The sequence below is a fragment of the Frigoribacterium sp. PvP032 genome, from assembly GCF_017833035.1.
Lineage (GTDB): Bacteria > Actinomycetota > Actinomycetes > Actinomycetales > Microbacteriaceae > Frigoribacterium.
In genome coordinates, this window is the sequence record NZ_JAFIBM010000001.1 from 1,861,182 (window position 1) to 1,878,396 (window position 17,215).

General features: G+C 72.2%; 15 protein-coding genes, 1 tRNA gene and 1 other RNA gene. 14 read left to right on the top strand and 3 right to left on the bottom strand.

The window, feature by feature from the left end:
• The first annotated feature begins 111 nt into the window (after nucleotides 1-111).
• The 3 genes from JOE35_RS08565 (at nucleotide 112) to JOE35_RS08575 (ending at nucleotide 2,443) form a co-directional block, all read left to right on the top strand.
• Nucleotides 112-585 carry a peroxiredoxin gene (locus tag JOE35_RS08565; protein ID WP_209560741.1) on the top strand — a complete coding sequence of 158 codons (474 nt, stop codon included), beginning with the start codon at nucleotides 112-114 and terminating at the stop codon, nucleotides 583-585.
• Between the two features lie 73 nt (nucleotides 586-658).
• Nucleotides 659-731: transfer RNA gene (locus JOE35_RS08570), tRNA-Val, on the top strand.
• A gap of 125 nt (nucleotides 732-856) precedes the next feature.
• Nucleotides 857-2,443 (top strand): Na+/H+ antiporter, encoded by a 1,587-nt coding sequence (locus JOE35_RS08575; protein ID WP_209560742.1) that lies wholly within the window; start codon nucleotides 857-859, stop codon nucleotides 2,441-2,443.
• A 186-nt stretch (nucleotides 2,444-2,629) separates the two neighbouring features.
• Here JOE35_RS08575 and JOE35_RS08580 read toward each other — a convergent pair whose 3' ends face one another.
• Nucleotides 2,630-3,019, bottom strand: coding sequence for a hypothetical protein (locus tag JOE35_RS08580; protein ID WP_209560743.1), 390 nt, complete (start codon nucleotides 3,017-3,019; stop codon nucleotides 2,630-2,632).
• Between the two features lie 328 nt (nucleotides 3,020-3,347).
• Here JOE35_RS08580 and JOE35_RS08585 point away from each other — a divergent pair, with 328 nt between their 5' ends.
• Both JOE35_RS08585 and JOE35_RS08590 read left to right on the top strand, forming a co-directional pair.
• On the top strand, nucleotides 3,348-3,953 hold the full coding sequence (locus JOE35_RS08585; protein WP_209560744.1) for a hypothetical protein: 606 nt from the start codon (nucleotides 3,348-3,350) through the stop codon (nucleotides 3,951-3,953).
• Nucleotides 3,954-3,997: 44 nt separating this feature from the next.
• On the top strand, nucleotides 3,998-5,401 hold the full coding sequence (locus JOE35_RS08590) for a LamG-like jellyroll fold domain-containing protein (protein WP_209560745.1): 1,404 nt from the start codon (nucleotides 3,998-4,000) through the stop codon (nucleotides 5,399-5,401).
• 79 nt (nucleotides 5,402-5,480) lie between these two features.
• Here JOE35_RS08590 and JOE35_RS08595 read toward each other — a convergent pair whose 3' ends face one another.
• A complete protein-coding gene (locus tag JOE35_RS08595; protein WP_146900448.1) occupies nucleotides 5,481-5,762 on the bottom strand; it encodes a GlsB/YeaQ/YmgE family stress response membrane protein in 282 nt (93 codons plus the stop codon).
• A 119-nt stretch (nucleotides 5,763-5,881) separates the two neighbouring features.
• Here JOE35_RS08595 and JOE35_RS08600 point away from each other — a divergent pair, with 119 nt between their 5' ends.
• The 3 genes from JOE35_RS08600 (at nucleotide 5,882) to JOE35_RS08610 (ending at nucleotide 9,467) form a co-directional block, all read left to right on the top strand.
• Nucleotides 5,882-6,550 (top strand): LuxR C-terminal-related transcriptional regulator, encoded by a 669-nt coding sequence (locus tag JOE35_RS08600; RefSeq protein WP_209560746.1) that lies wholly within the window; start codon nucleotides 5,882-5,884, stop codon nucleotides 6,548-6,550.
• Nucleotides 6,551-6,625: 75 nt separating this feature from the next.
• The gene (locus JOE35_RS08605) at nucleotides 6,626-7,657 is read left to right on the top strand and encodes a nuclease-related domain-containing protein (protein ID WP_209560747.1); all 1,032 of its coding nucleotides are present in this window, start codon (nucleotides 6,626-6,628) and stop codon (nucleotides 7,655-7,657) included.
• A 154-nt stretch (nucleotides 7,658-7,811) separates the two neighbouring features.
• Nucleotides 7,812-9,467: an alpha-amylase family protein gene (locus tag JOE35_RS08610; protein ID WP_209560748.1), complete on the top strand. Its 1,656-nt coding sequence runs from the start codon at nucleotides 7,812-7,814 to the stop codon at nucleotides 9,465-9,467.
• Nucleotides 9,468-9,488: 21 nt separating this feature from the next.
• On the opposite strand, the gene cls is transcribed toward JOE35_RS08610, so the two are convergent.
• Nucleotides 9,489-10,961 (bottom strand): cardiolipin synthase, encoded by a 1,473-nt coding sequence (gene cls, locus JOE35_RS08615; RefSeq protein ID WP_133737598.1) that lies wholly within the window; start codon nucleotides 10,959-10,961, stop codon nucleotides 9,489-9,491.
• Between the two features lie 159 nt (nucleotides 10,962-11,120).
• Between cls and JOE35_RS08620 the strand changes: the two genes are divergently transcribed.
• The 6 genes from JOE35_RS08620 (at nucleotide 11,121) to rnpB (ending at nucleotide 17,122) form a co-directional block, all read left to right on the top strand.
• Entirely contained in the window at nucleotides 11,121-11,780 is a 660-nt protein-coding gene (locus tag JOE35_RS08620; protein ID WP_209560749.1) for a TetR/AcrR family transcriptional regulator, read from the top strand.
• A 7-nt stretch (nucleotides 11,781-11,787) separates the two neighbouring features.
• The gene (locus JOE35_RS08625) at nucleotides 11,788-13,566 is read left to right on the top strand and encodes an MDR family MFS transporter (protein ID WP_209560750.1); all 1,779 of its coding nucleotides are present in this window, start codon (nucleotides 11,788-11,790) and stop codon (nucleotides 13,564-13,566) included.
• Between the two features lie 124 nt (nucleotides 13,567-13,690).
• A complete protein-coding gene (locus JOE35_RS08630) occupies nucleotides 13,691-15,043 on the top strand; it encodes a hypothetical protein (protein ID WP_209560751.1) in 1,353 nt (450 codons plus the stop codon).
• 9 nt (nucleotides 15,044-15,052) lie between these two features.
• On the top strand, nucleotides 15,053-15,868 hold the full coding sequence (locus JOE35_RS08635; RefSeq protein ID WP_209560752.1) for a Nif3-like dinuclear metal center hexameric protein: 816 nt from the start codon (nucleotides 15,053-15,055) through the stop codon (nucleotides 15,866-15,868).
• A gap of 80 nt (nucleotides 15,869-15,948) precedes the next feature.
• On the top strand, nucleotides 15,949-16,689 hold the full coding sequence (locus tag JOE35_RS08640; RefSeq protein WP_209560753.1) for a zinc ribbon domain-containing protein: 741 nt from the start codon (nucleotides 15,949-15,951) through the stop codon (nucleotides 16,687-16,689).
• Nucleotides 16,690-16,738: 49 nt separating this feature from the next.
• An RNA gene (gene rnpB / locus JOE35_RS08645) (RNase P RNA component class A) lies at nucleotides 16,739-17,122 on the top strand.
• Nucleotides 17,123-17,215: the final 93 nt, after the last annotated feature.

Genomic DNA, 17,215 nt, shown 5'->3' on the forward strand with positions numbered 1-17,215 from the left:
CGGAGGCTCGGCACGCCCTGGGAGAACGTCCTCGCGCGGGGCCGTCGGAGGCGTAGCATCGCTCATCGTGTTGACGTCGGTCGCCCGGACCGGCGCGGAAGGAACGTGCTCATGGCTCTGGAGAACGACATCCAGGCTCCCGACTTCGATCTGCCGAACCAGTTCGGCGAGCACGTGCGCCTGGCGGACTACCGCGGCGTGCGTCCCGTCGCCCTCGTGTTCTTCCCCCTGGCCTTCTCCAGCACGTGCACGGCCGAGCTCTGCACGCTGCGCGACAACCTCTCGATGTTCCAGGACGCCCGCGTCGAGCTGATCGGCATCTCGGTCGACTCGAAGGCGACCCTGCGGGCCTTCGCCGAGGAGGAGGGCTACGACTTCACCCTCCTGGCCGACTTTTGGCCGCACGGCGAGGTCTCGAAGGAGTACGGCGTGTTCCTCGAGCACAAGGGCTTCGCCACCCGCGCCACCTTCCTCATCGACGTCGACGGCGTCATCCGCGAGCACTTCCTGACGGAGCCCGGCCAGGCGCGGTCGCTGGCCGACTACCGCGCGGCGCTCGACCAGCTCACGTCCGTCCCGGCCTGAGGGGCGGGGGAGGCGCACAGTGCGCCTCCTTCGCGATAGCGTGTCTCCTGCTCGCCCGGCTCGACCGGCGCGAGGGCCTTTAGCTCAGTTGGTAGAGCGCCACGTTTACACCGTGGATGTCATCGGTTCGAGCCCGGTAGGGCCCACCGTCGTCTGACCGTGCGACTCCCGGCGTCGAGGCACGTACTGTCAGGGCCCGTCAGACGGGCTGGCGACCGAGTTGGCTCGCAGGAGCAGGCCACGAGGGCCCGCGTCTGCGTGAGGAACCATCGTGCTCGGTCTCGAGATCGTCGTCGTGCTCGGCGCCGCCGTGCTCATCTGCAGCGGCCTGGCGAGTCGCCTGCACGTCGCCCCGCCGATCCTGCTGCTCGCGACCGGGATCCTGCTCGGCTTCGTCCCGGCCCTGCGCGAGGTCCAGCTGCCGCCGGAGGTCGTCCTGTTCCTGTTCCTCCCGGCCTTGCTGTTCTGGGAGAGCCTCACCACGTCGCTGCGCGAGATCAGTGCGAACCTCCGGGGCATCGTGCTGACGAGCACGGTGCTCGTCGTGGCGACGGCTGCCGCGGTGGCGACCGTCGCGCACCTCCTCGGCATGCCCTGGGGTCCCGCCTGGGTGCTCGGCGCCGCCGTCGCCCCCACCGACGCGACCGCCGTGGGCGCCTTCACGAAGTCGCTGCCGCGCCGCACGGTGACGACCCTGCGCGCCGAGAGCCTGGTGAACGACGGCACCGCGCTCGTCATCTACGGGCTCGCGGTCGCCGTCGTGGTGGGGGAGGACGAGGCGACGCCGTTGCGGATCAGCTGGCTCGTCGTGCTCGCCTACGGGGGAGGCGTGCTCATCGGGCTGGCACTGGCGTGGGCGGTGAAGCGGGTCAGGGCTCGGCTCGACGACCCGCTCCAGGAGACGGTGATCACGATCCTCACCCCGTTCGTCGCGTACCTGGTCGCCGAGTCGGTGGAGTCGTCCGGCGTCCTGGCGGTCGTCATCGCCGGGCTGGCGCTGAGCCAGGCGGCACCGAGGCGGGACCGCGCCGCGACCCGGCGCCAGTCGGACGCCTTCTGGAGCCTGTCGACGTTCTTGCTCAACGCCTCCTTGTTCGTCCTCGTGGGGCTCGAGCTGCAGACGGCGGTGCGCGGACTGGACGGACGTCTCGTCGCCACCGGCGTCCTGTCGGTGGTCGTCATCAGCGTCACGCTGATCGTCGTCCGGATCGCGTTCCTGTTCGTCGCGGCGTACACGATCCGAGCTGTCGACCGGCGGCCGCAGCAGCGCCTGCGGCGGGTGAGCGACCGGGCGCGGATCCTCAGCGGGCTGTCCGGGTTCCGCGGAGCGGTGTCGCTCGCGGCGGCGCTCGGCGTGCCGCTCGTGCTCACGACCGGGAACGACTTCCCCGACCGCGACATGATCGTCTTCGTCACCTCCGGCGTCATCGTGGTCACGCTCGTCGTGCAGGGGCTGCTGCTGCCCGCCGTCGTCCGCTGGGCGTCGCTGCCCGAGGACACCGGCGTCGTCGAGGAGCGCCGTCTCGCCGAGACCACCGCAGCCGAGGAGGCACTGGACGCCCTCGCCGAGGTCGCCCGCGACCTCGAGGTGGACCAGGAGGTCGAGGACCGTGCCCGCGAGGAGCAGGAGGCGCACCTGCGCGTCGTCGAGGCCGGCGACGTCTCGGCCGAGGAGGACGACGACGTGCGCCGCGACCAGCAGTACCGGGAGCTGCGGCTCGAGCTGCTGCACCGCAAGCGCGGCACCGTCGTCCGCCTCCGCGACGAGGGGCGCATCGACGACACGGTGCTGCGCCAGGTGCAGGCGAGGCTCGACGCCGAGGAGGTGCGGCTCGCCCCGGGCGAGCTGTCCGACTAGGGCAGGAGACCCGGGCCCTCTCACGGACCCTGGCTCGCTGCCGAGGGTGTCTTTCTCGAATTCGAGAGAGATCGGACCGCGGATCACCGGCGAACCGGCTCGCGGGGGCGACTGAGGCACCGATCTCTCTTGCTTTGCGGCAGGTCGCTCCAGACGACGTCATGTCGACGTCGTCTGCCACCGTCGTCACTGGCGCATGAGCTCCTCGTGCACGGCGGGGAACATCTCGCGAAGCCGGTCGACATCGACCACGTCGCTCCCCGTGGGGACGTCGGCACCCGTCAGCTCCCGTGCCTCGGCCATGGCGGCCCTCTCATCCGATGTCGGCGAGCGCAGCACGCCGAGGGATCGCAGCCAGGTCCACAGCTCGGTGAACGACTCGGTCGGGTAGCCCTTGAAGTCGTCGCGGGCCCAGGCCCATGCCTCGTGTCGGCGTGCTCGGAACGGCAGCCTCGCCCTGACGTGCTCGGGGACGTGGCGCAGGACGCGAGGGTCGGCGGACGAGTTCCGGACCTCGCGCTCGAAGTAGGCGAAGGCGACGTCGTCGATGCCCGCCGGCAGGTGTCGGTCAATCACGGTGAGGGGCTCCCGTTCTCGAGCTCGGGTGGTCTGCGACGAGCCGTGCCGTCACGGCGTCCGCCGGCACGAGTTCGTCGCCAGCTCCAGTGTGGCCTCGAGGGGACGACGTACGCAGAACGAGTGTCGACGTCCGGCCGCGTGGCGGAGCAGGCGCAGAAACGCGCGGGGTACAGCCGCATCCCCCTCTCTGGGGACACCCGACCCCTTACCGCCTCGGCGCCCCGTCGGTACCGTCCCCTCATCGGCACCGTGCCGACCCTCGTGAGTCCCACCCCGACCGGCACCACCGGGGGCTGCCGAGGCGCTACCCGAGAGACCTCCCGACATGTCCCGAACGATCAGCCGCGCCCGCTGGACGCGCCGTGCCCGCTGGGCAGCCCTGCCCGTCGCCGTGATCGCCTCCGGCGCGATCATCTCGACCGCCTCGTACTCGGCGTTCTCCGCCACCACGTCGAGCCCGACCAGCAACTGGTCGACCGGCACCGTCCAGCTCTCGGACGACGACTCCGACGTCGCCCTGTTCTCGGCGTCCGGTCTGAAGCCCGGCGACACGGGGAGCAAGTGCATCACGGTCACGTCGAAGGGCACCCTGCCGTCGGCGGTCAGGCTCTACGGCACCTCGGCCACGACGACGAACTCGCTCTCGTCCTACCTCGACCTGCGCGTCGTGCAGGGCACCGGCGGGTCGAGCGCGTCGTGCGACGGGTTCACGCCGGCGACCCAGGACGCCCAGGTCTGGTCGGGCACGCTCGCGGACTTCGCGAGCCAGCGCGCCGGCTACGCGACCGGCGCGCCTACCTGGTCGCCGTCGGGCACCGCCCCCGAGTCGCGCTCGTTCCAGTTCACGTACACGCTGAGCTCGGCCACGCCGAACACCGGGCAGGACTCCCGTGCCGCCCTCGCCTTCACCTGGGAGGCCCAGACCCGCTGACCATCGGTCGACCCTGGTCGACCGCGGAGAGCGGGAGCTCTGTCATGACCACCACCATCGCGCCGCAGCACGGCCGCACGGCCGTCTCCTTCTGGGGTGCCCTGTGCGTGGCGACGTGTGCGCGGATGGTCCTCACGACGGCCGTGTGCCTCCTCCTCTGGGCAGCCGTGCCGGCCCTCTGGGGCTGGTCGCCCACCACCGTCGTCTCGGGGTCGATGGCGCCGACGATCGTGGCGGGCGACGTCGTGGTGGCGATGCCCCTGGACGCCGACGAGCTCGTCCCCGGGCAGGTCCTGCTCGTGGACGACCCCGACCGACCGGGCGAGCTGCGGCTGCACCGGGTGGTCGAGAGCACCGCCGACGGGCTCCGGCTGCAGGGCGACGCCAACGCGACGGTCGACTCGAGCCCGGTCCCTGTCGAGGACGTCCACGGCGTGGGCGTCCTGCTCGTGCCCGCCGTCGGCTCCCTGATGCTCTGGCACGGCGGCGACCGCGTCGCCGGTGGCCTGCTGGCGTCGCTCGTCGTGCTGGCGCTGATCGCCCTGACCCGGCTCGAGCCGAGGGGCGACGAGGAGGCGGTCGACCCGCTCGGCCCGTCCCGCCATCGTGCGCGTGCCCCCGTGACGACGAGGACCTGGGCGGCCAGGGCGTCGGGGACGTTGCTCGCGGTCGTCAGCAGCGTGGCCGTGCTGCTGCTCGTGGTGGGCTCGAGCCACTCCGCGTTCGCCGGCACGACCTCGACGGCGAGCAGCCTCGCGACGTCCCGCTTCGCCTGCCTCGATCGCCCGGTGGCCGCGCAGGCGCACTTCGCGTACCAGTACAACGACGGAGTCGGGACGTCGCTGCGGGACGGCAGCGGCAACGGGCGCGCGGGCACGCTCACGCAGGGCGCGGCGATCCAGAGCGGGTCGTGCGCGTCCGGCCCGAGTCCGTGGCTGACGCTCGACGGGGTGACCGGGCAGGTCACGACGGCCGAGAGGCTGAGGGCGCCCCAGGTCTTCTCGATCGAGACGTGGTTCCGGACGACGACGACCTCCGGCGGCAAGCTCGTCGGCTTCGGCAACAGCCAGGCGGGGGCGTCGACCCAGTATGACCGGCACCTCTACCTCACGAACCGGGGCACGCTCGTCTTCGGCGTGTACAGCGGCCAGCAGTACACGATGTCGAGCACCGCCTCCTACGCCGACGGGGCGTGGCACCTCGCCACCGTCACCCTCGACGGGTCCGGCATGGCCATGTACGTGGACGGGGCGCAGGTGGCGTCCTCGCCGCAGGCCTCGGCAGAGAACTTCTTCGGCTGGTGGCGGATCGGCTACGACACGGTGGGGGGAGTGTGGCCGGAGGCGCCGTCGAGCCCGCACTACCGAGGCGATCTGGAGAACACCGCGGTCTACGACGTCGCCCTGACGGCGGCCGACGTGGATGCCCGCCACGCCGCCGGGCGCTGAGCGTGTTCGCCACCACGGGGCGAGGGGCCGGGACGTCCGTGACGGCCCGGCGCACCCCCGCGACGGCAGCGGTCGTCGCCTAGCGGCGGGCGGCGCTGCGTCGGCCCGAGACGGCGACCCAGATCGCGAGGACGACGATCGCGCCGATGATCGAGCCGATGATGCCGGCGGGCTGGAAGAAGCCGTCGGTCGGGTCGTGCTGGAAGAGCAGGAAGCCGAGGAAACCGCCGACGAACGAGCCGATGACGCCGAGGAGGATCGTCATGGCGATCGAGAGGCCCTGACGTCCGGGCACGACCGCCCGGGCGATGAACCCTGCGATGAGGCCGATGACGAGCAGGCTGATGATGAGACCGATCATGGTGTTCTCCTTCCGGGAGAGGTGAGCGACGGGCACCGTCGGTGCCGCGGCGTCGCACAGCTCAGCAGACCACCCCTGCAGGTGTGGCGGCACACCCCTCGGGGTGGGATGGTGTCGTCATGACCCTCGCCCCGCCCCGCTCGATCACCGTCGCGCTCGTCGACGACTACGACGTCGTGCTGGCCGGCCTCGCCCACATGTTCGACCGGTACCGCGACCGGGTCGTCGTCGCCGAGATCGACGCCACCACCTCCTTGTCCGACCAGGTCGACGTCGTCCTCTACGACTCCTTCGCGCAGCCCGAGTCCGACCACCACGAGCTCGCCGAGCTCGTCGCCAACCCCGCGGCCGGCAAGGTGGTCGTCTACACCTGGAACTTCCACCCCGAACTGGTGGAGGCGGCCCTCGCGCAGGGCGTGCACGGCTACCTCTCGAAGACCCTGACCGCGCGCGAGCTCGTGGAGGCGCTCGAGGCGGTCCACCACGGGGAGCAGGTCGTCAGCGACGTGCGCGGTCGTGCGCCGAGCGCGCCCGGCCTCGACTGGCCCGGTCGCCGGGAGGGCATCACCGACCGCGAGTCGGAGATCCTCGCCCTGATCACGCAGGGCAAGAGCAACGCCGAGGTCGCGGCCCTGACCTACCTGAGCCCGAACACGGTCAAGTCGTACATCCGGTCGGTCTACCGGCGGATCGGCGCGACGAGCCGCACCCAGGCCGTTCTCTGGGGCGTGCAGAACGGCTTCCAGCCTGACCATCACCGGATCGACCACTGGCTCGGCGGCCCCTAGGCTGCTCTGCCGCCGCCTCCGGCGGGTACGGTGCGCCTCCTCCGCCCCTGCCTCCGTGCGTGGTCTGCTGGGCGCATGCCTGAGACGAGCGAGCTGACCACCTACCTGCCCTGGGCGGTCGCCGCCGTCCTGCTCATCGCGCTGATCGTGCTGGTGGTGCTGCTCCGTCGACGCGCGAAGGCGGCGCAGGAGGCGGTCGCGGCCCGCGAGGACGCGCACCGGAGGGCCGTCGCCGATGCGCAGGACGAGCGCGAGCGCGCCGAGCGCGCCGCCGCCGACGCGCACGCCCGCGAGCTCGCCGAGGTCGAGGCGCGTCGCGTCGACGCCGAGACGAGCGCGCAGCAGAGCCGTGCGCTCGTCGCCGCCGGCGCCAAGTGGGAGGAGACCTCCCGCTGCATGCTGCTCGACGCGGTCACCGACCTCGGCCTCGACGGCGTCCTCGTGACGAACCTCGTGTTCGTGCCCGTCGACGCGACCCGGACCCGTCGGTTCGTGGCGCAGGTCGACCACGTGCTCCTGCTGCCCACGGTCGCCCTCGTGATCGAGAACAAGGGGTGGAAGGGCGTCGTGCTCGACGGCGTTCACCCGAGGGACGCCGGCTCGTCGTTCGCGACCCTCCTCGGCGACCTCGAGCTCGAGCCGCCCTTCGCGGTCCAGGTGAAGCGCGACTCCCTCACCTCGCTCGAGCTGCGCACGCACGACGCCGGCCACTCGCCCCGACGTCAGGTTCGCCGTCAGGCGAGCCGGATCGCCGAGCTCGTCCGGACGGAGACCCATCGCAAGCCCTGGTTCGACACCGCCGTGCTCTACTCGCACCCCGACGCCGACGTGCACGCCGACCCGCGTGCCGACGACGAGGGCGTGAGCACCGTCGTCATCGCCAGCCAGGCCCAGCTCCGCGCGCACCTCGAGGACCTCGTCCGTCGCCGTCGCCCCGGCCCCGACAGCCCGCGGATCGACGAGCTGTCGGCGCTGTTCGCCGGGCTCGGGGCCGAGGTGACGCCCTTCGGCCAGCCGCTCGACCGCGTGTCGGCGACGGCGACGGCGACGACGGCGGGCCCGGCACGCCAGCACGACGACGCGGGCGCCTCGCCCACGCAGCCGTAGCACCCTGCCGGGCCAGCGCCTCCTGCAGTCCCTGCACGGCGCAGGCCGATGCTCGGCCTCCTCGGGGCGTCCTGCCAGGCACCGGTTGCGGCGGGGCCCCTACCGTCGACCCCCTCGGCGCCGGTCCGGCGCGAGGACGACGGGAGACGCGCCGATGAGGCTGACCGACACGAGCGACCTGTGGTGGAAGACCGCGGTCTTCTACAACCTCGACGTCGAGACGTACCTCGACTGGGACGACGACGGCGTCGGCGACCTCGAGGGGCTCGCGCACCGGCTCGACCACCTCGCCGAGCTCGGCGTCACCTGCCTCTGGCTCGCGCCCTTCTACCCGTCGCCCCAGCGGGACAACGGCTACGACATCGAGGACCACTACGGGGTCGACCCCCGCTACGGCCACCTCGGCGACCTCGTCGAGGTCGTGCGCACGGCCCACGACCGGGGCATGCGCGTCATCGTCGACCTCGTCGTCAACCACACCTCCGACCAGCACCCCTGGTTCCGGGAGGCGCGCAGCAGCCCCGACAACCGGTACCGCCGGTTCTACCAGTGGCGCGACGACGTGCCGGAGGACGCCCCTGAGAGCATGTTCCCCGACGTCGAGGACGGCGTCTGGCGGTTCGACGACGAGGCAGGCCAGTACTACAAGCACTCCTTCTACCGGCACCAGCCCGACCTCGCCACCGACGACCCGGTCGTCCGCGAGGAGATCGCCAAGGTGATCGGCTTCTGGCTGCAGCTCGGCATCGACGGGTTCCGGGTCGACGCCGTGCCGCACCTGATCGAGGGCGACGACGGCCCCGAGCACGACTTCCTGCGGACCCTTCGGCGCTTCGTGGCACGGCGCAGCGGCCACGGCGTGCTGCTCGGCGAGGTCAACCTGCCCTACGACGAACAGCTGGCGTTCTTCGGCGACGAGGACGGCGACGAGCTCACCATGCAGTTCGACTTCGTCGGCAACCAGGCGCTGTACCTGTCGCTCGCGCGTCAGGACGCGACCCCCTTGAAGGAGGCGCTGGAGGCACGCCCTGCCCTCGCGCGCGGCAACCAGTGGGGGAACTTCGTGCGCAACCACGACGAGCTCACCCTCGACCAGCTGAGCGAGACCGAGCGCGGCGAGGTCTTCACGGCGTTCGCGCCGGAGGAGGGGCAGCGGATCCACGGGCGCGGCATCACCCGCCGCCTGCCCCCGATGCTCGAGGGAGACCCCCGCCGCGTCCGCATGGTCTACAGCCTGCTGTTCTCGCTGCCCGGCTCTCCGGTGCTCTACTACGGCGAGGAGATCGGGATGGGGGAGGACGCCCGCGTCGAGGGCAGCCGCGGCGCCGTCCGCACCCCCATGCAGTGGACAGCCGAGACGAACGGCGGCTTCTCCGGGGCCCCGGCCGACGACCTCGTCGCAGCCGTGGTGACGGGCGGCAACGCGCCAGAGCACGTGAACGTCTCGCAGCAGCGGCACGACCCCGACTCCCTGCTCGCCTTCGTCTCGCAGCTGACCCGCTCCTACCGCGCGGCGCCCGAGATCGGCTGGGGCGAGCTGGCCGTGCTCGACCAGCCGCACGCCTGCGTGCTCGCCCACAGCGTCGACAGCGAGCTCGGCCTGCTCGTCGCCACGCACAACTTCGCCCCCGACGGCCGGTCGTTCCGCGTCGAGCTCGAGGGCGCGACCGACGAGTGGCAGGTGGTGGACGTCCTGACCGGCGACGGTGCGGCCCGGCCCCTCGACGACGGCGGCGTCGAGATCGAGCTGGAGGGCTACGGTCACCGCTGGCTGCGCGTCGTGCGCCCGGGGGAGAAGCGCCTCCTCTGACGTCGGCCTGCCGCGTCGGGCCTACTGGACCGACGCGGTCAGCCGTGCCACGTTGTCGAGCACCTGGAGGCCCGCGGGGCGGGACAGCCAGCCCTCGAGGGTGATCTCGCGCGACTTGCGGCGGTAGTCGTCCTCGATCAGGCGGACCTCGTCGACGAACGACTTGCCGTGCACCATCAGCGACACCTCGAAGTTGAGGCTGAACGAGCGCATGTCCATGTTGCTCGAGCCGATCACGGCGACGGTGTCGTCGACCGTGAAGTGCTTCGAGTGCAGCACGATCGGGCGCTCGTAGAGGAAGATGCGGACACCGGCCCGCAACAGCGTCTCGTAGTACGAGCGCTGGGCGTGGTAGACCATGAACTGGTCGGCCACCTCGCACGCGAAGAGCTGGACCTCGACGCCGCGCTCGGCAGCCGTCGTGATCGCGTAGAGCATCGAGTCGTCGGGCACGAAGTAGGGGCTCGCGATGATCAGCCTCTCCTGTGCGCCGTAGACGAGTGCGTTGAACAGGCGCAGGTTGTTCTCGCCGTCGAAGCCCGGGCCGCTCGGCACGACCTGGCACTCGAGGCTGTCCGGCCCCTGCCGCTGCTCGATCAGGGGCTCGGCCTCGGCGTCGGTGGGCAGCTCGTCGGTCTCGCTGTACCAGTCGGTGATGAAGAGGGCGTTGAGGCCGACGGCGGCGGGGCCCTCGAGCCGCACCATGAGGTCCTTCCACTGCAGCCCGCGCTTGATGTTGCCGCGCTTGTTGTAGCTGGGGTCCGTCATGTTCTGCGAACCAGTGAAGGCGACGTCGCCGTCGATCACGACGATCTTGCGGTGGTTCCGCAGGTCGGGTCGGCGCCAGGCGCCCTGGAACGGGCGGAAGGGCAGCATCTCCTCGAACCGGATGCCCGAGTCGCGCAGCCACTGCCGGGTGACCCGGCCCTGCGGGTTCCGCATCGTCGCCCAGTGGTCGTAGAGCACCCGGACGGCGACGCCTCGTGCGTGCGCCCGCTCGAGCGCCTCGAAGAAGAGGAAGGTCGACTCGTCACGGGTGAGGATGTAGAACTCGACGTGCACGTACCGCTCGGCCTCGTCGACGGCGGCGGCCATGGCCGCGATCGACTCGGCGTAGTCGGGCAGCAGGGTCGCCGTGTTGCCGGGCAGCAACGGCATGGCCCCGAGCGTGCGGTTGAGGGTCACGACGGTGCCGAACCACGGGGGGCGCGGGTCCGTCACCGCGTGCACGTCGTCGATGCCCTTGGTCGCGTCGAGGATGCGGTCGTTGATCTCGCGCTGCTTGTCGCGGCGGTCCTGCGGCAGCTTCGAGCTGCCGAGCAGGCCGAAGAGCACGCTGCCGGGGATCGGCGACACGAAGATGGCGAGCAGCCAGGCCATCGCCGAGCTCGGGCGCCGGTTGCGGGGCACGGCCACCACGGCCACGATCCGGATGAGGATGTCGACGACCAAGATCACCGTCGGGAAGTGCTTGAAGATCCTGCGCCACGTCATGCGTCGATCTTGTCAGCCCCGGGGCCGGCTCGTCGTTGCCGTTCGCCCGCAGGACATGCACATTGCACTATTGACCGCAGAGTGCAATCATCTCCGGTGGGCACCCGCCCTCCGGCGACGTCGCCGCACCGCGCACCGACGACCGAGAGGAGGCGCTCCGTGAGCACCGAGACCGTCCCGCCCGTCAGCAAGGCCGCGATCCGCCGCCTGCGGACCCGCTCCGAGCTCGTGGGCGCGGCCCGCCGGCTCACCGCCGAGCACGGGCTGGCCGGCTTCACCCTCGAGCAGCTCTGCGACGAGGTCGGCATCTCCCGGCGCACGTTCTTCAACCACTTCGCGTCCAAGGACGACGTGGTCGTCGGCGTGGGGCTGGACGACGACGAGGACGAGGCGCTCGAGGGCTACGCGTCCTCGCGACGCGACCCGCGCCTCCCCGTCTTCTCGACGACTCTGGACGACCTCGCGGCGCTCGTCGTCCAGCGTGTCGAGCACGTCGGCCTCACCCGCGAGCGGGCCGCCGAGTTCAAGGCGGCGCTCGACCGCGAGCCACGGCTGCTGCAGGCGATGCTGACGCAGGGCGACGAGCAGCAGCGTCGCGTCGCGGCCGCCGTAGCGTCGCACGAAGGCGTCCCCGCCGACGACCCGCGCATCGGCGTCGTCGTGGCGGTCGCCGGTGCGCTGGTGCAGCGCGCCATGACCCGCTTCTTCTTCGACGAGGGCCCGCCGGGCCTCCGCTTCGACCACGTCCTCCGTGACCAGCTCGCCCTCGCCCGCGAGCTCTTCGCAGCCGTACCGCCCCTCGACCAGGAAGCACGTTGACACGACCATGACCACCACCACCGCGAAGACGGCCGACGCGCCGTTCCTCCTCACCCAGAGGCGGATCTGGATCATCTTCGGCGCCCTCATCTCGGGCATGCTGCTCTCGAGCCTCGACCAGACCATCGTCTCGACGGCCATGCCGACGATCGTCGGCGAGCTGGGCGGCGTCGAGCACCAGGCCTGGATCACGACGGCCTACCTGCTCGCGACCACGATCGTCATGCCCATCTACGGCAAGTTCGGCGACGTGCTCGGCCGACGGAACCTCTTCCTGGCGGCGATCGCGATCTTCACGCTCGCGAGCATCGGCTGCGCGTTCGCCACGGACTTCTGGGCGTTCGTCGTGTTCAGGGCGATCCAGGGCCTCGGCGGGGGCGGCCTCATGATCCTGTCGCAGGCGATCATCGCCGACATCGTGCCTGCGTCCGAGCGAGGCAAGTACCTCGGCCCGCTCGGCGCCGTGTTCGGCCTGTCCGCGATCGGCGGCCCCCTGCTCGGCGGCTTCTTCGTCGACCACCTCACCTGGCAGTGGGCGTTCTACATCAACGTGCCCGTCGGCATCGCCGCGTTCGTCATCGCCTGGATGGCCCTGACCCTGCCCGGCAAGAAGGCCACGAAGCGGGTCGACTGGCTCGGCGTCGTGCTGCTCTCGGCCGCCACGACCTGCCTCATCTTCTTCACGGAGTTCGGCGGGCAGGCCGACCACGGGTGGGGCGCGCCCGAGACCTGGCTCTGGGGCGCAGGGGTGCTTGTCGCCGTCAGCGCGTTCGTGCTCGTCGAGTCGCGGGCCGAGGACCCGATCATCCCGCTGTCGTTCTTCCGCAACCGCGTCTTCGTCCTGGCGACGGCCGTCGGCTTCGTGCTCGGCATCGGCATGTTCTCGGCCATCGCCTTCGTCCCGACTTTCCTGCAGATGTCGTCCGGCGCCTCCGCGGCCGTGTCCGGGCTGCTGCTGCTGCCGATGATGGCGGGCCTGATCGGCACGTCGATCCTCTCGGGCAACTTGATCACCAAGACGGGGCGCTACCGCGTCTTCCCCATCGTCGGCACGCTGCTGACTGGCGTGGCGATGGCCCTCTTCACGACCCTCACGGCCGACACGCCCCTCTGGCTGATCTGCGTGTTCCTGTTGATCTTCGGCGCCGGGCTCGGCCTCATCATGCAGGTCGTGGTGCTCGTCGTGCAGAACTCGGTCGACGCCGCGAACGTCGGCACGGCGACGAGCACGAACAACTACTTCCGCGAGGTGGGTGCGGCCCTGGGCGTCGCCATCTTCGGCGCCCTCTTCACCAGCCGCCTCACCGAGAACCTGACGAGCGTCTTCACCGGTGCCGGCGCGTCGAGCGGGGACGCCGCCCAGGCCACGGCGACGCTCGAGCCGGCGGCCCTGAACGAGCTGCCGGAGGCGATCCGCCGTCAGGTCGTCGAGGGCTACGCCGACGCCCTGGCGCCGGTCTTCGCCTACCTCATCCCCTTCATCGCGGTCGCCTTCGTGCTGGCGCTGTTCCTGCCCCAGATCGCGCTCAGCGACGTCGCGGGCATGGTCGCCCGCGGCGAGGCGGTCTCGGGCGACGAGGCAGAACAGCTCGAGAAGGAGGCGCGGGGCCGGTCCACGGGCGCGGTCGCCGAGGCGGCCACCGCGTCGGCCGTCGCGGCGGGAGCGCCGTCGACGGCGGTCGGCGACGACCCCCGGGGGAGCGCCGCCGGCGGGACCGCGGACCACACCGCGGACGACGCCGCCGCCGGCGGGGCAGCGCACCGCGAAGGCGACCGCCGCCCCTGAGGTCGGGGCAGCAGGAGGGCGCCCGGCGGCGGAGGCGCCCTCCACGGGCACGGGAGCAGGAGATGTCCCGGTCGCACCGGCGAGTCCGCCGGGCGCAGGACGTGCGCGGACGTACGATCCGACCATGAGTGAGAGCACCGGCACGACGGAGTGGGACGTCGACGTGTTCCCCGTCGAGGCGCCGCCCTCGCCGCGAGGAGCCCGCACCGCCGTCCCGGCCCCTCCCGCCGCCGACCCCATCACCTCGCCGCAGGCACCTGCGACGCACGAGCAGGAGCACCGCCCCGTGACACCCGTCCTCGCACCCGAGGCCCCCGCAGCACCGTCCGACGTCCTCGTCACCCGCCGCGATCCGCGTCCGGTCTCGGTGCCTTCGCACCGCGCCGACACGGCGGACGACGTCGTGCCCACCGACCCGACCGAGCCGCGTCCGGCGAGCGTCGCCCGGCACTCGGTCGAGACGTCCGCGATCACCCTCCCCGTGTTCGCGCCGGACGTCGACCCCTCCCTGCCCCAGCCGCCCGATCGCCTGACCCTCGACGACGACGTCCTCGTGAGGATGGTCGAGCGCCGCCTCGACGACACGGCGACCGTCGACCTCATGGCCGTCGTCCAGGCCCAGCTGCAGGCGCGTCGCGTCGAGGCGGCCCGCTTCGCCTCGTGGGCGCGCGAGATGGACCGCGTCGGCACCGACGAGGCAGCCGACGCCCTCGAGCGCACCCGGCTCCGCTTCACGGGCGTCATCGACGTCGTGCTGCCCCTCGACCTCGACGACGTCGGCGGCGCCTCGTCCGAGGCGCCGCAGGATCGAGCGTCCGGCGAGGCGTCGTCGGGCTCGGTCGTTCCTCCCTCCGATGCCTCGGCCGAGGTGGCCCAGGACGGTGCGTCCGCATCGGCGACCGCATCCGAGCCCGTGGCCGAGCCTGCCTCCGTGGCCGCCCCGGCAGCTCACCCCGCCGCTCCCGCTCCCGCTCCCGCTCCCGCTCCCGCCGCCGTCGAGCCGGCCCGGCCGACCGCCCAGGGCGAGCGGCCCGTTCGTCCCGCGTCGCGCCTCCTCGTCGTCGTCGGCCTCGTCCTCGCGGGCCTCGTCGTCCTCGCTGCGGTCGTGCTCACCCTCGTCGCTCCTGCCCTCCTCGCCTCCGCCGTGCTCGCCACGGTGGCGGTTCCCGTGGCCGGCGGCCTCGGCGCGGCAGCCGCCCTGCTCGCGGTCGTCCACGGCCCGACGGACGCGGAGCGCGTGGCGGTCCGTGGACCCGTCGCGGTCGTCGCGGGGATCGTCGTGTCCGCCGCCCTCGGCTACGGCGTCCTCGTGACCGTGCCGGCGTCGCTCGCCTGGCAGGGCTGGCTCGTCCGGCTCGTCGGCTTCACGGGCATGACGCCAGGGGTCGCCGTCGTCGCCGCGGTCCTCGTGGCGGCTGCCGCCGCCTTCGTCGTGGCCGTGCTCACGACGGGCCTGCGCCCGACCTCCCGCCGCTAAGCTGAGGGGGTGTCCACCCTCGCTTCCGTCAACGCCGTCGTCGAACGACTCTGGCCCCTCGCGGGCGCCGAGCCGTGGGATTCTCCGGGCATCGTCGTGGGCGATCCCGACCAGCCCGTGACCCACGTCCGCCTCGCCGTCGACGCGGTCCTCGAGGTCGTCGACGAGGCCGTCGACATCGGCGCCGACCTGCTGCTCGTGCACCACCCGCTCCTGTTCCGCGGCGCGACGACGATGGCCGAGAGCACGACGAAGGGCGCGGTCGTCTCCCGCCTCGTGCGGGCCGGGTGCGCCCTGATCGCCGCCCACACGAACGCGGACGTGGTCGAGACCGGCACCTCGCGCGTCGTCGCCCACCAGCTCGGCCTCGTCGACCAGCGGCCGATCACCGAGGGGGCCACTAGCTCGACCGGGCTCGGGGTGACCGGCCGCCTGCCCCGGCCCATGAGCCTCGTGTCGTTCGCGCGGCAGCTGGGCGAGCTGCTGCCTCCCACCGCCGCGGGCATCAGGGTCGCCGGCGACGCCGAGCGCGTGGTCGAGACCGTCGCCCTCTGCGCCGGGGCGGGCGACTCCCTGCTCGGTCACCCCGACGTCCTCGCGGCGGACGTCTACCTGACGAGCGACCTGCGGCACCACCCCGCGAGCGACGCCCGCGACCTCATGCTGCTCGGCCGCGGTCCCGCCCTCGTCGACGTCTCGCACTGGGCGAGCGAGTGGCTGTGGCTCGACACGGCCGCCGCCCAGCTGCGCGAGGCGCTCGACGACGTCGAGGTCACCCTGAGCGACCTGCGCACCGACCCCTGGGACTTCACGGTCGTGCAGTAGCCGACCCCCGCCTCCTCGTCTCCGGGCCGACCGGCGACGCCCCGTCACGACCGCTGCACCACGACCACGAAGCAGGCACCATGGCCCTCCAAGCAAGCCCCGCCGACCAGGCGCTCCTCCTCGACCTCCAGGCTCTGGACACGACGCTGCAGCAGCTCGCCCACCGCGCCGCGAACCTGCCCGAGATCGCCGTGCTCGCCACGATCGACGGCGACGCCTCGCGCCTCCGCAGCCGCCTCTCGTCCGAGCAGGGCGCCTGGGAGGACGCGCAGACCGAGCTGACGCGCATCGAGTCCGACGTGGCCGTCGTGGTGGCCAGGGCCGAGCGCGACCGCACGCGGCTGGCGTCGTCCTCGTCCGTGAAGGACGTCGCGGCCCTCGAGGGCGAGCTCGTCGCCCTCGCCCGTCGGCAGAGCGACCTCGAGGACGCGCAGCTCGAGGTGATGGACCGGGTCGAGTCGCTGGGCGCCGTCGCGGCGCTGACGAAGTCCGAGCTCGACCAGATCGAGACCCGGCGTGCCGAGGCCGCCGAGGGCCGCGACGCCGGGCTCGGCAGGCTCGAGGTCGAGAAGCGCGAGGTCGAGGCCGACCGTGCCGCGATCGCCGAGAAGGTGCCGGCCGAGCTGCTCGCCCTCTACGAGCGCCAGCGGGCGCGCTACGGCGTCGGCGCGTCGCTGCTCCGCGGCGGGGTCTCCAGCGCGAGCGGCGTGACGCTCACCGGCAGCGACCTCGCGGCCGTGCGGTCCGCCTCCGCGTACGACGTCGTGCTCTGCCCCGACAGCGACGCGATCCTGGTGCGCACGGGCGAGTCCGGCATCTGACCTGCCCGTCGCGGGGGCGCGCGACGCCCGCTAGCATGGTCGACGCGGATGGGTCGGCAAGACGGTCGCGTCACCACGGGGTCCGCCCCGCGGTGCCGAGGAACGTCCGGGCTCCACAGAGCAGGGCGGTGGGCAACACCCACCCGGGGCGACCCGCGAGACAGTGCAACAGAGAGAAGACCGCCCCGGTCGTCGTCGAGAGGCGGCGCCGGGGTAAGGGTGAAACGGCGGTGTAAGAGACCACCAGCGGTTCGGGTGACCGACCGGCTATGTAAACCTCGCCCGGAGCAAGGTCAGACAGAGGACGCCGAGGCTGCTCGCCGAGTCCTCGGGTAGACCGCTAGAGGGCTGCGGCAACGCAGTCCCGAGAGAGATGGCCGTCCATGGTGCTCACGCACCGGGACAGAACCCGGCGTATCAGCCGGCCCGTCCGCCTCAGCCGTGCACGCGGCTGACCACACGACGAGAGGGACCCTGGTCCAGGAGGCGCGCCTCCTGGACCAGGGTCCCTCTCGTCGTGACGGGG